This is a genomic window from Chitinophaga sp. CB10 (assembly GCA_001870995.2).
GTDB lineage: Bacteria > Bacteroidota > Bacteroidia > Chitinophagales > Chitinophagaceae > Chitinophaga.
The window spans coordinates 47,275-60,584 of sequence record MLAV02000019.1 but is presented as its reverse complement, the minus strand read 5'-3'; the positions used below and the strand labels follow the sequence as shown (position 1 = coordinate 60,584).

The 13,310-nt window shown below is 52.4% G+C and carries 9 protein-coding genes; 4 read left to right on the top strand and 5 right to left on the bottom strand.

The genetic code is table 11. The features are described 5' to 3' along the window. Positions 1–28: 28 nt before the first annotated feature. The 5 genes from BOC67_RS21935 to BOC67_RS21915 form a co-directional block, all read right to left on the bottom strand. Complete coding sequence (locus tag BOC67_RS21935) at positions 29–658, bottom strand: DUF4230 domain-containing protein (protein WP_291913668.1); 630 nt, start codon at positions 656–658, stop codon at positions 29–31. Positions 659–892: 234 nt separating this feature from the next. Further along, positions 893–1,396, bottom strand: coding sequence for a cupin domain-containing protein (locus BOC67_RS21930; RefSeq protein WP_291913667.1), 504 nt, complete (start codon positions 1,394–1,396; stop codon positions 893–895). A 42-nt stretch (positions 1,397–1,438) separates the two neighbouring features. Next, complete coding sequence (locus tag BOC67_RS21925; protein ID WP_291913665.1) at positions 1,439–1,891, bottom strand: GNAT family N-acetyltransferase; 453 nt, start codon at positions 1,889–1,891, stop codon at positions 1,439–1,441. Positions 1,892–1,932: 41 nt separating this feature from the next. Next, the gene (locus tag BOC67_RS21920) at positions 1,933–2,772 is read right to left on the bottom strand and encodes a DUF6597 domain-containing transcriptional factor (protein ID WP_291913663.1); all 840 of its coding nucleotides are present in this window, start codon (positions 2,770–2,772) and stop codon (positions 1,933–1,935) included. A 178-nt stretch (positions 2,773–2,950) separates the two neighbouring features. Continuing rightward, on the bottom strand, positions 2,951–5,794 hold the full coding sequence (locus tag BOC67_RS21915; RefSeq protein WP_291913661.1) for a prolyl oligopeptidase family serine peptidase: 2,844 nt from the start codon (positions 5,792–5,794) through the stop codon (positions 2,951–2,953). 144 nt (positions 5,795–5,938) lie between these two features. Here BOC67_RS21915 and BOC67_RS21910 point away from each other — a divergent pair, with 144 nt between their 5' ends. The 4 genes from BOC67_RS21910 to BOC67_RS21895 all read left to right on the top strand — a co-directional run bounded on the left by BOC67_RS21910 (position 5,939) and on the right by BOC67_RS21895 (position 13,101). Beyond that, positions 5,939–6,535, top strand: coding sequence for an RNA polymerase sigma factor (locus BOC67_RS21910; RefSeq protein ID WP_291913660.1), 597 nt, complete (start codon positions 5,939–5,941; stop codon positions 6,533–6,535). A gap of 57 nt (positions 6,536–6,592) precedes the next feature. After that, complete coding sequence (locus BOC67_RS21905; protein WP_291913657.1) at positions 6,593–7,924, top strand: FecR family protein; 1,332 nt, start codon at positions 6,593–6,595, stop codon at positions 7,922–7,924. Between the two features lie 270 nt (positions 7,925–8,194). Further along, positions 8,195–11,566: a SusC/RagA family TonB-linked outer membrane protein gene (locus BOC67_RS21900; protein ID WP_291913655.1), complete on the top strand. Its 3,372-nt coding sequence runs from the start codon at positions 8,195–8,197 to the stop codon at positions 11,564–11,566. A gap of 14 nt (positions 11,567–11,580) precedes the next feature. Then, positions 11,581–13,101: a SusD/RagB family nutrient-binding outer membrane lipoprotein gene (locus BOC67_RS21895; RefSeq protein ID WP_291913654.1), complete on the top strand. Its 1,521-nt coding sequence runs from the start codon at positions 11,581–11,583 to the stop codon at positions 13,099–13,101. Positions 13,102–13,310 lie beyond the last annotated feature (209 nt).

Sequence of the window (13,310 nt, the reverse complement as noted above, 5' to 3'; positions counted from 1 at the left end):
CGGCAGTGTCATACCGCCTGAGAAGCGGTTATTGCAGCGTTGCGCCGCTCAGCCGGGCAGTATCGCCCTCGAAGCGCACATCCAGCACATGGTCCTTCAGGAAGGGCGCATAGTATTGCTGCATGATTTTGACGATTTTTCCTTTGGATTGTTCGATATAAGCAGGATTGTTTTCCAGTTGTGCCCTGGAAGTCTGGTAAAGTTTTTTCTGTACATCCGTATAGGTCTCATCGTCCTGGGTGAGGAAGAGCCCTTTCCTGTTGGCCGTTTCCATGCGGTCCACCTTTAGCTCATAGCTGAGCAGCTTTGGCGACGGCAGTTGCACGGTGATGCGCTTTTCGCTAATATCTACCTTGAAATTTTTATCATTGATATCCACGCCAAATTTGGCCTGGTAGGGGATGGTCACCCAGATGGTGTTTTCCAGGAAGGTTTTTTTCAGGTTGTCCGTCCAGCCGGTGGCGCCTTCCTCGAGGTTGCTGCGCTTGATGCTGGCCGTGCCCTGCACATCGAGGCTGGACAGCTCTGCGATTTCCTTTACGATAAGGCCATTGGAGATAACCTGCTGGCTCACGTGCTTGCCGCCGAAGTAGCGGCCCAGCCAGAACATGAGGATGGCTATCACAATAAATACCAGTAGGTAGATAATTTTCTTCATGATTGAAATTTACAAAAAAACAGGGAACCTGGTTTTCGTACGGCTGTTCCCGTTAGTGGCGAAACCGTTCTGCCTTTCGCGGGATTAGCTTTCAGGCGTTTAATGGGAACACGGGGCCGGAGGAGGCCACGTGTCAACCGGCCTGTGCCGCGCCGGAAAAGGTTGTTTTACGGGCAGTGGTTGCTGATTCCGCTTAGACATCTCCCCCAAAAAATAAACAAAAAACTTTTATCCTTACCGGGTCAGCGTGGCAATCAGCTCCGCATGTTGCGGATAAGCCGCCTGCAACGGCGCTCTTTCCGCGAGTTCGAAATCCGCGAAGTCGAAGCCCGGCGCTACGGTACAACCGGTGAGGGCATAGCCGCCTTCCACCTCGGTGCGACTGGCAAACCAGTTGCCGGCCGTAATGATCACCTGCAGGCGTTCGCCTTTGTCGAAATCCCGCCCCAGCTTATGGGTAATGAGGTTGCCGCCCGGTTCAATTTCATAGATCGTGAGCGTATGGCCGTCGTAAAAATGCCAGATTTCATCCGCAGCGATGCGGTGAAAGGCTGAAAACTCGCCATATTCAAGCAGGAAATAAATGCACGTAGAGGCGTTGCGGTTGCCGGACATACCGGCCGGCAGCGTGCGCATATCCAACATCCACTCGGAGCGATAGGTTTCCCGGAAGGCGCCCCCTTCCACGTGGGACTGTAATTGCAGCTTTTCCCGCCACCAGCTTGCTGAATATTGCATAGGTAGTTATTTGAGGACGGAAAGGTAGGGAAAAACCGGCATTTAGGATTGCTTTTTCGTATATAGGTCAGGTTTACCCACCGCCATGTAGCGCTGCGGCTCTTCCAGCGGCTTAAAGCCAAACTGGGCATAGAGTCCGTGTGCATCCTGGGTGGCGAGTAAGATCCTGCGCAGTTGCTGCGATTCAAAGTAATCCATAATCACCCGCATGAGGAATTTGGAGAGGCCCTGGCCGCGGTATTCCGGCAGGATAAACACATCGCAGAGGTAAGCGAAGGTGGCTTTATCCGTCACCAACCTGGCGAAGCCGGCCTGGGCATCGCCTTTATACACGCCAAAGCAGAGGGAGCCGGCGATCATCCTTTCCACCACATCGATGGGGATATCCTTTGCCCAATAGCTGTCCTGGCTGAGGAAGCGCTGGATCAGCGGGATATCCAGTTTACTGTTATCGGTGGAAATACTAAATGGGCCTTCGAAAATTGCTGTAGTCATACCGGGTTAATTTGCGAAGGCCCAAGGTAATTTATTCGTCGTTAACTCGCAACTGCTACCATCTGGCGGTTGCCGGTAGGCATGTGCGCGATGGTGGTAGCCACGGGTTCAAAATAATCAGGTAATTCGCCGTTGAACAGCAGGTAATCCTTTACAAACATGGCCTGGTTGTAATAGATATTGCGGCTCATGCTCACCTGCCATTGAGGGAAATTTAACTGCTGTAAAGATTTTAGGGCAGTCTTAAATCTTGTCATGCGGGTGAAGAGCTGTGGCGGGATGCCGGTAACGGAGGTGAATACACGCTCCATGGTCGGGCGGGAGAGGTGGAAAATATGCGCCAGCTCATCCAGGGAAACGTTGCCTTTACGGGCTACGAGGTAATCCACCATTTCATCCACCTGGCGGAGGGAGCGGCTACCGGCTTCGAGGCAGTTGCGGAAGGCGTTGTTCAGGATCGGGATGATGCCGTCCGCGGTTCTTACCCTGGCGAGGCGGGCAGCGATGTTGGTCCACATGGCGCCGCAAACTACGTCCAGGTTACGGTAATAATTGGTGAAAGCCGGCGTATCCAGTCCCAGCAATTTGTAACAACCATAGACATTCAGCTGGACGATCACCATTTTCACCGGTCCTTTGACCTGCAGCTGGCAGGCGCAGGTAAAGTGGCCAATGATCGCGTTGGCAGGCAACGTATAGGCAGGATGGTTAGCCGGCTTAACGGTGGCTTCGCCCTCCTGGATAAATACCATGTACTGGTCGCCCAGCGCAAATAAACTCTGCGGCAATTGGATCACGCCACGGGTATTGTCTTCCCAATAGTAATACTGCTTAACATAGGGACGCAATGCGTCTTCCGGGTGATAAATATGGAAGTTCATAGGCACAATGTTGCTGGTTTATAGGATATTATGGCTGCATAGGATCATCATACGGATATGATGGTATTGTAAATATATGTTAATTATTCATATAAATAATTTTTTTTATTATTCGGGAAGCGAATAAAAAAAGGGTGTTCCCGCATCCGGAAACACCCTTTTGAATTCGTATAGCCGTTTATTTTACCAGGTCAAAGCCCCAGTTAACGCCTTTTTCTGTAGCAGGCACGCCATATTCCATCCACACCGGCGCGGGCGCGCCTTTCAGGAGGTGGTCAAAGAATTGTTGTTCCCTGCGGGAAATGTCCTTACGGTTTTGCCGTTGTACGAGGTTATGCGCCTCATTATTATAGTTCAGCATCCAAACCGGTTTGCCGAGCCTGCGTAAGCCGGTGAACAGCTCAATCCCCTGGTACCAGGGCACTGCGCCGTCTGCATCATTGGCCATAATGGCCAGCGGCGTGGTTACTTTAGGCAGGGAGAACAGCGGGGAGTTTTGCAGGTAGAGCTCCGGCTTTTCCCAAAGGGTAGCGCCGATCCTGCTCTGCGAATGCTCGTACTGGAACTGGCGGTTCATACCGCTTTCCCAGCGGATACCGCCGTAGGCGCTGGTCATATTTGCCACCGGGGCGCCTGCCCATGCGGCTGCAAACAGGTTGGTCTGGGTAATCAGGTAAGCCACCTGGTAACCGCCCCAGCTCTGGCCCTGGATGCCCATATGTTTGCCGTCCACGAAAGGTTGTTTGGCCAGGTCCTCTGCGGCGCTTACGATATATTCATAGGCGCTTTTGCCGGGGTAACCCGGTTCGTAGGTGATATCCGGCGCAAACACGAGGTAGCCGCGGCTCACAAAGAAGCTGATGTTCAGCCTGGAAGGCGTAGGAGCGGGAGGCTGGTAGTTATAGAGTCCGTCCGTTAATTTTTCGTAGAAATAGAATATTACCGGGTATTTTTTGCTGGCATCAAAGTTTTCCGGTTTGTATAAGATACCTTCTGCTTTTTTACCGCTGAAGGTGGTCCACTTATAGAGTTCCGCCGTGCCCCAGTTGTATTCCTGCTGTTGCGGGTTGGTGGCGGAGATTTTCACCGCCTTATCGATCGCCGTGCCCACGTAAACATCCGGAGAGGCTACGTAGCTGGCTTTGATATAGGTATATACGTTGGCGTTCTTCGCTTTGGACAGGTCGTTATAACTGTTAGGGCCCAGTACTATCTGTACGGGGTTGCTTACTTTCGCTTTACCGCCCGGCAGCTGCATGGAGAAGTAGCCGTTGTATTTGGTGGTATCCGCAAACGCGGTCATGATGCGGGTTTGGCCGGGCTTGTAGGCGGTCTCCTCCGGGTCGAGCCGTACAAAGCGCAGGCTCACGGCGTTTTTGCGGCCATAGCCGTTGGTTACGTTCACGGGCGCTTTGGCGCCGGAAGGGTCCAGCTGCCAAACATCATAACGGTCGTACACGTACACGTAGTTGTCCTGCTCCATCCAGCCGGCGAGGCCGTAAGGTTCCGGCAGGTCCGGATGATCGTCTTCCTCGTCGTATAATTTCACCGGCACTTTCGCGGAGATATTGGCGGTAAGGCCTGTTTCGTTATTATACGTCCACCAGTTACGGTTTTCCAGGTCATACCAGAGTATATATTTCCCTTCGGGAGATATGGAGTACATACCGTCCAATTTGTCCTTTACCGGTTTACGGCTACCGTCCGCTACATTCACGAGGAAAGCGGTTTTTAAACTCCGGCCCGTCCATTGAACGCGTACACGCTCACCTTTGTCCGTATAACCGAGCGCGTATTTGCCATCGCCTTTTTTGGATGTGACCACTGTTTCCAGCTCTTTATCCCCCAGCTGTACGGCCTTGCCGGCAGAGGGATAGTACACGGCGAGGTAGGTCCTTTTCAGTTCCTTATCCGCATTTTTGAGCTGCATGGGTTGGAGGTAATCGTCCTTATAGTTCCAGATATCCACCTTGGCCACTTCGAAGTCTACGATGGTAGTGTCTTTCGGAGGGAGAATGGGCGCCGTGCCGAAGAACAGGCGCTCGTTATTTTCAGAGAAGTTCAGGTTGCCGTGCGGGCTTACCGTCCATTTGACGGGGAGGGCTTTGTGTTGTTTGTCGACAACGATCACGGCGCTGTCCGCCCCGGGTTTATAGTAATACAGCGCATAGAACTGCTGCAGGGCTTTGGCGCTGTCGCGCGTAGCGAGGTAGGCAGCCTGTTCGCCTTTATTATCCAGCGTCAGTTGTTTATAATCGCCGTAGCCGCGGCTGAGCGTATCTGCTTTGCGGCTGGCGGTATGCCAGAGCAGCACGCCGGTGCGGGAGAGGGAATCTTTTTTATTCCCGCTGATGGCCACGAGGATGGAGTTGCCCGGTTTGCTGAGCGTGTAGGCGGTCGCGTTTTTGATGGTATCCTGCGCGCCGGTCAGCAGCTGGCGGATGACGAGTATGCCGGTTTCGTTTTTATCGCTGCCGGGTTTATCATCATCCTCACGGTCGGTATCCTTTTTAGCCGGCGCTTTGGCATTTTTGCCTTTGGCGGTATCGGCGGCCGGCGCTTCAGCGAGGAAGGCGAGCAGGCCGCTGCCTTTGGCCGGCGTTTTAAATGATTTCACGTTGGCGAATTTTTGCAGCTGACCGGTGGCCAGTGTTACGATCACCAGTGAGTCCTTGGGCATGTCGGCCGGCTTTTTCTTTTTGATCCTGGCTTCGCGCACATCTTTGAAGGGGGCTTTGATGGTGCTGATCACAAATTTTGAATCTTCGGTGATCACCGGCAGCGCGCCGCGAGGCACGATTGTTTCCCTGCCGGTTTTACGGTCAAAGATGATCAGGCGGCCATCCCCTTCCTGCGGGTTGATGGTATAAGCGATCCATTGTCCATCGTTGCTGATAACTTTTGCTCCCGCGGTTTCCCAACCATCGTACACGCTGTGGTCCAGCGGTTTTTTAGATGGTTGTTGCGCATAGGTCATAAGGGCGGTTCCCATCAGCAGGGAGCCCAGTACATACTTTCTCATAAGCGCTAATATAGACGTCAGATTTTAATGGGTCAAGATACAAAAGGACGGACGGTTGTTCATAAAAAAAAGGATGGACGTACAAAAGGCTACATGGAAAGCCGGTCGTTTTTCAATAGTTTTGGCACAAAGTGGACCGGATTCATGAAGCATGTCATGACAGATGAAGATTTATTGACAGCTGTTTCTACAGGAAATACAGCGGCTTTCAGGATCTTTTTTGACACCAATCGCCCAAAACTGTATGGATTTATCCTGAACATGGTGAAGTCGCGCGAGGTGGCAGAAGAGATTGTAATGGATGTATTCCTGCGTATCTGGCAGCAGCGGGAGTTGCTGCAATGGGTAAAAAATATAGACGGTTTCCTGTTTAAGGTAGCCTACAACAAATCGGTGGACTTTTTGCGGGCGGCGGCCCGTAGCCCGGAGCTGGAGCAGGCGTTGTGGGAGGAGTTGCAGCCGGTGAGCGATGCGTATGCGGATTCCCGGTTATTGCTCCGCGACTATGAAGCGCGGTTGAGGGAAGCGATGGACCAGCTGCCGGACAAGCGGCGGCAGGTATATATCCTCAGCCGGGAGCATGGGTACTCGCACGACCAGATTGCGGCTATGCTGCATATCTCCAAAAATACAGTGAACAACCATATCGTGAGCAGCCAGCAATTTATCCGGAACTACCTGGTAAAGCACCTGGACCTGGGCAGTACGGCCTTTATTGCGTTTATCATCAGCCATATTTAAAAAAAATTTCCCGGAGCATAGTTGTCCGGTTAAAATCTGTCGTCAATACTTATAACAGTGAACAAATCATCTATGCCGGAGGCAGACTGGAAACATATTGTAGAAAAATACCTGAATAATACCTGCACGCGGGAGGAGCTGCATCAGCTATTGCAGTGGGTGAATGAGGAGCCTGACAATGAGGCGCTTGTTGCGATGCTGCGTATTCGATGGGAGCAGCAGCAGGCGTTGGCTGCGGATGACGGTACTCGCGGGAAGCAGGGGATTGGAGGAGATGATCCTGCCCGCAGGAACCAGCAAGGAATTGCTGGGGATGATCCCACCCGTAGAAACCAGCAAGGAATTGCTGCAGATAATCCCACCCGTAGAAACCAGCATTTGGTATTTGCCGCAGATGACCCCGCCCGCTGGGAACAGCGTTTTGAACAACTCCTCGCCGCCGCGCCGCCTTCCCGTTTAAAGGCGATCTCCAGACGCGCTATGATGGCTGCTGCGGCAGTACTGCTCTTACTACTTACCACTACTGTTACCTATTACTTTTATCATACCCGGTCATCCATTGTTGCTACCCCGGCAACCGTGCAGACCAACGACGTTCCTCCTGGCGGGAACAGGGCTATGCTCACTTTGGCAGATGGCACGCAGATTTCGCTGGACAGCGCCGCCAACGGCGTGCTGGCTACGCAGGGCGGCGCGCGTATCAGCAAACAGCAAAACGGGCAGATTGCCTATGATGGCAGCAGCGCCAACGCGCAGCAACAATTTAACGTGATGAGCATCCCCAAAGCCGGCAAATACTCCCTGGTATTGTCGGACGGCAGCAAGATCTGGCTCAACTCCGCTTCCACCTTACGCTACCCGCTGGCCTTCGGCAAGGAGAGAAGGGTGCAGCTGACCGGCGAAGCCTATTTCGAGATCGCGCAGGACGCCAAACATCCCTTTATTGTGGAGGTGAACAATATGGAATTGCAGGTGCTGGGCACTTCCTTCAACGTAATGGCCTATGCCGAGGAAGGGCAGATGAAAACCACCCTGGTAAACGGTGCCCTGGCAGTGAACCACCGCGGCGCCCGCGCCTTGCTGAAACCCGGTCAGCAAGCCACTGTCGCCGCCAACGATCCTGAAATAACGATCGCAGCGGCAGACCTGGAAGAAGCGCTGGCCTGGAAAAATGACCGTTTTTATTTCAACAATACGGATATACGAACCGCTATGCGACAATTGGAGCGCTGGTACGATGTGGACTTCACCTTCCGCGATACGCTGAACATGCGGTTAAATGGTACAGTGAGCAGGACGGTGAGCATATCAGGGGTGTTAAAACTACTCACCCTTACCGGCGAGGCCAACTTTACGATCCAGGGAAGAACAGTGACTGTAGGAAAATAGCTTGTAACCAATTAACAACCAAAAATCTAATACCATGAAAAGCAACTAGTCTATTTCGCAGCATTAAAAAAAATGCCGGAGGTCTGGAACACCGCCGGCAGGTTTGAGATAATGCTTTCCACATTTTTGACAGAACGTATTCAACACTACCCAAACAGTAACAAAAGTATGTATTTGCGCACTCTAATCAAAGGTACGCACAGGCGTAGCCTTTGCCAGATCACAATTATTCGTGTGATGCAACTGAATTCTATTTTTATACTAGCTTTTATGCTGCAGGTAAACGCTGCCAGCTTTGGTCAAGCCAGGATCACGCTTTCCAAAAATAATGCGCCGCTGAAGGAGGTGTTTAAAGAAATCAGCCGGCAGACGGGCTTTGACTTTCTTTACACCAACAGGGTTTTGTCCGCCGGACGCCGTGTAAGCTTACACGTAAAGGATGCCGAACTAAAAGAGGTGCTGGGCGCCTGTATGGCCGGGCAGCCTTTAAATTATACCATTGTGGATAAAACAGTGGTGATCAAACTCCAGCCGGAAGCGGCCTCCCATGCCCCCGCGCCGCCGGCGCTCCCGCCTGCGGATGTAAACGGGAAGGTGCTGGACGAGGCAGGCAATCCCATCCCCGGGGCTACCGTGCTGGTAAAAGGTACGTCCAAAGGCGTGGTATCCGCTGCGGACGGCTCCTTCCACCTCCTGGTGCCTGAAAACGGCGTGCTGGTGGTTAGCTTCATGGGTTTTGAAACAAAGGAAATTCCTGTTACCGGCAGCGGTACGGTCAGCGTAGTACTCACTCCTGCCAAAGCAGGACTGGACGAGGTGATCATTACCGCCATGGGTATCAAGAAAGAAAAAAAAGCCCTGGGTTATTCCGTACAGGAAGTAAAAGGGGCGGACCTCACGAAAGCCCGTGAGCCCAACCCCGTGAGCGGCCTTACCGGTAAGGTGGCCGGCCTCGTGATTACGCCCAGTCCCAACCTCTTCGGCGATCCGGGCATCCAGCTCCGCGGCCGCAGCAACGTGCTGATCGTAGTGGATGGCGTGCCTGTAAGCTCCGACTCCTGGAACCTGAATGCAGATGACATCGAATCCTATTCCGTGCTGAAAGGCGCCAACGCTGCGGCGCTGTACGGCTCCCGCGGCCAGAACGGCGCGATCGTAATCACCACCAAACGCGCCAAGGCGGATAAGAAAGGTTTTAAAGTGGAAGTGAATTCCAGTACACAATTACAGGCAGGGTACAACGCAATCCCGAAATATCAGACGGAATACGGCCCCGGCGACGATTTTGAATATGCCTTCAAAGACGGCCGCGGCGGCGGTTTGAACGATGCGGACTACAACATCTGGGGGCCGCGCTTCGAAGGGCAGCTGATCACCCAGTATAATTCCCCCAAGGACCCGGTTACCGGGGAGCTGACGCCTATTCCATGGCTGGCCAGAGGTAAGGACAACCTGACCAACTACCTGCGCAATGGTTTACTCAGCACCAATAACGTCGCTATTTCCACCGCCAATGACAAAGGCGACCTGCGCATCTCCTTTTCGCAGGTGGCGCAGCGCGGACAGGTGCCGAACACCAAATACGGCAGCAGCAACGTCAATTTCACAGGCGGGGTAAACGTAGGGGATAAACTGCGCATCGAAGGCGCTATCAACTACAGCAAGCAATACACGCCTAACTATCCCAGCCTGGGCTACGGCCCCAGCAGCCTCATTTACCTCATTACCGTATGGGGCGGGGTGGATTATGATATCAACGACCTGCGTAATTACTGGCAGCCCGGTAAAGAAAACGTGCAGCAATACAACAGGGAATATACTATCTACAACAACCCCTGGCTGATTGCCAATGAGGCGCTGCACTCGTATAATAAAGACGATGTGTACGGGCACCTGCAAATGTTATATCACCTGTCGTCCAAACTGGATTTTAAAGTACGCACAAACGTGAGTACCTGGAACCGCCGGCAATCCTGGCGCTATCCGATGTCGGCCGACTTCTACGAACCATACCGCCGCGTGGGTGGCTACCGGGAACTCTATGATTATTTCTGGGAGAACAACACCGAAGGCGGCTTCACGTATAAAGATAAAATCGGCGGCAGCTTCAACTTTACCGGGTCGGTAATGGCGAACCTGCGAACTGTGAAAGTGAGCAGCCTTAGCGGTACGACGAAGGGCGGCCTCATTACCCCAGGCGTGTACGACCTGGCCAATACAAAAGAGCAGAACAGCCCTTCCAACGACTTTGGAAAAAGACAGGTGGGCAGCCTCTATGGCTTCCTGGATATGGATTGGAAAAGCATGGTGTTCCTGAGCCTGACCGGCAGGTACGACAGGTCGTCTACCATGCCGTTGAAGAACAATACCTACTTCTATCCTTCCGCTTCCCTGAGCATCATGCTGTCGGAAATGCTGCGCCTGCCGGACTATGTGTCCATGCTGAAGCTGCGTGGCTCCTATGCCAACGTAGCGGGCGACCTGGCCAATACTTCCAGCGATTACGATATTTACAAGCTCCTGCCTTTCTACAGCACCAGCGGTACCCGTTGGGATAACAACGTAGGGATTACCTATACCGGCACGCTGTATAATCCGGACATCCTGCCGAGTCGCGTACAGACCGCGGAAGCAGGCGTGGCGGCTAATTTCTTCAACAACCGTTTGGGTATTGACGCGGCATACTACCGCAATATCGAAGGCCCCGGCGTGGTGAACGTAACGGTATCCTCCGCATCCGGCGTAAATACCGTGCAGCGCAACGCGAATACCTTCATCCGCAAAGGCGCTGAAATCACCCTAACAGGAACGCCTGTACGTAAAAAAGATTTCAACTGGGATGTAATGGTGAACTGGTCAACCAATCACCGTTGGCTCAAGGAGATTGATGGCATACAGCAGCGCATAGATATGATCAAAATCGGGGACCGGTATGACAGCTACTATATCACGGACTTCCAGCGGGATGACAAGGGGAATATCCTCGTGGGCAACGATGGATTGCCGCTATACAATCCGTTCCAGACGAAGATTGGTTATGAAGACAACAAGTTTATGCTGGGGATGAACAACAGTTTCCGCTACAAAAACTTCGGGCTGAGCGTGCAGGTGGACGGCCGTTTCGGAGGACTGATCTCCAACTACGTGGATTATTACCAGTGGAAGTCGGGCACGGCGCCGGCATCCGCCAGCGAATACCGTTTCCTGGACTGGACCAACCGCAACAATCCTGATTGGAACGGAAGCGTAATGACCAAAGGCCAGAAAGTAGTTTCAGGTAAGCTCAATGCGGACAGGGATGGCAACATCATCTCCGACGACAGGAAGTATGCGCCGAACGATGTGCCGGTATTGTGGCGGGATTGGGCGACCGATTATTACATCGCTGACAGGAACCTCGTACACGACGCTACCTTCGTAAAACTGCGCGAAGTAGTATTGTCCTACAACTTCCCTTCCGCCCTGTTGCAACGTACCAAATTCTTTTCCACTGCCAGCATTTCCCTGGTAGGCCGCAACCTGCTGTACTTTACCAGCAAGCATAACAAGAATATGGAACTGGACCAGTACACTTCTGACAATGCCGGTTTCCAGACGCCTGCGGTGAAGAGCTATGGTGTGAACATTAACCTGTCCTTCTAAAAACTGAAAGAAACATGAAAGCGATTATATCTAAATATTTATTGGGCGCCGCGCTGGTTACCGGATTGTGGGGCTGTGAGAAAATGGGCACCCTGCAAAAAGACCCGGCGGCCGTGTACGATGGTAATCCCAAGCTGATATTCACCGGCATCCTGCTCAACATGAAAGACGGCCCCTGGAATGATGTGCAACGCCATAACCAGTACGCCACGCAAAACAACTCCTACTATTACGGCCAGCCGTACGACTGGACTACCAGCGGAGAAGGTTTTTCGGCGTACGACCGTTTACGTGATGTACGCCAGCTGTTGCTGGAGTCCGCCAAGTATGGCGATGTAGCAAAAGGCTATGTGCCGCTGGCCCGGTTTGTAAAAGCCTGGTTCCTCGTAAGGGCTACTGAAATGTATGGGGATATACCCATGACAGACGCCATCAAAGGTATTTCCGAAGGTAATTTTACCCCTAAATATGATGAGCAGAAGGAAGTGTACCGTTACTGCCTGCAATTGCTGGACTCTGTAAATACGGAGCTGACGCCGCTGGTAGCCGGCAACGTAAAGGTAGAGGGCGACTTCTACTACAAAGGGGACCTGGCCAAATGGCAAAAGCTTGTCAACTCCTTCCGCCTGCGGGTATTAATGAGTTTGAGCAAACGCGCGGATGATAATGCGGACCTGAAGGTGAAAGAGCAGTTTGCCGCCATCGTCAGCAACCCTGCCAAATACCCGCTGATACTTACCAATGCGGATAACTTCCAGCTGTTGTACAACGGGAATGCCCGTGATAATAACTACCCGTTATGGCCTGCAGACGGTATTGTGATTAAGCGGGATAATGACAATAACCTCGCCAGCACGATTGTGGATATCCTGAAACGCACGTCCGACCCGCGTTTATTTGTGATGGCGCTGCCTACGGATTCGGCGAAGAAGAGCGGCGACCCGGCGTATGCTACCAAGTTCACCTCCTTCAGGGGCGGGTCAGTAGGTATGATTCAGTCGGACCTGAAGGCCCTGGCTACCGCGGGTAAATTATCCAATCTGAATTTCGACTTCTGGGAAGTAACGCCTTCCGGCGTGCCCTGTATCCAACTCGGCGCTGCCGAAGTGAATTTTATCATTGCCGAGGCTATTAACAGGGGTTGGGTTAGTGGAGATGCTAATGCATACTATACAGCCGGGATCCGTGCCAATATGGCTTTTTACAATGTGGCAGCCGCAGCACAGGATGGGTTCCTGTCCGGTCCGGAGGTGGTTTATGCCGGCAATACAGCGATTGGTTTAAAGCAGATCCTGGAGCAGAAGTATGTGGCATTTTTCCAGAACTCCGGCCGCCAGGCGTTCTATCAGAACCGCCGTACGGGAGTGCCGGTATTTGAGGTAGGCCCTGCGAATAAGAATGCGCAGATGATACCGGTGCGGTGGAAGTACCCGACGTCGGAGTATAATGCGAATGAGAGTAATTTGAAGGCTGCGTTGCAACGGCAGTTTAACGGGTCGGATACGCAGAATGACAGGATGTGGTTGATAAAGTAAAGTAGATGAATGAGGCAGCATTGCTGGCGCCTGAATTTGATCAGTATAAAAGCGGATGTAGCTGTTAGGAGGCTACATCCGTTTTTTATTATCAGGCCCCCATCCCCACTTTTTCCTAAAAGCACCTGTAGTCAACAACCCTCTTTTTTATCACCAACTTATCAGGGTCAGTTTCATTTCTTACACATTGCCATATTATGGCAGTGAGT

Bases quoted from the DNA above. Each gene is read 5' to 3' on its own strand.
- BOC67_RS21935 (WP_291913668.1), bottom strand. From the start codon at position 658: ATGAAGAAAATTATCTACCTACTGGTATTTATTGTGATAGCCATCCTC.
- BOC67_RS21920 (WP_291913663.1), bottom strand. From the start codon at position 2,772: ATGAACTTCCATATTTATCACCCGGAAGACGCATTGCGTCCCTATGTT.
- BOC67_RS21915 (WP_291913661.1), bottom strand. From the start codon at position 5,794: ATGAGAAAGTATGTACTGGGCTCCCTGCTGATGGGAACCGCCCTTATG.
- BOC67_RS21900 (WP_291913655.1), top strand. From the start codon at position 8,195: ATGCTGCAGGTAAACGCTGCCAGCTTTGGTCAAGCCAGGATCACGCTT.
- BOC67_RS21895 (WP_291913654.1), top strand. From the start codon at position 11,581: ATGAAAGCGATTATATCTAAATATTTATTGGGCGCCGCGCTGGTTACC.
- BOC67_RS21925 (WP_291913665.1), bottom strand. From the start codon at position 1,891: ATGACTACAGCAATTTTCGAAGGCCCATTTAGTATTTCCACCGATAAC.
- BOC67_RS21910 (WP_291913660.1), top strand. From the start codon at position 5,939: ATGAAGCATGTCATGACAGATGAAGATTTATTGACAGCTGTTTCTACA.
- BOC67_RS21930 (WP_291913667.1), bottom strand. From the start codon at position 1,396: ATGCAATATTCAGCAAGCTGGTGGCGGGAAAAGCTGCAATTACAGTCC.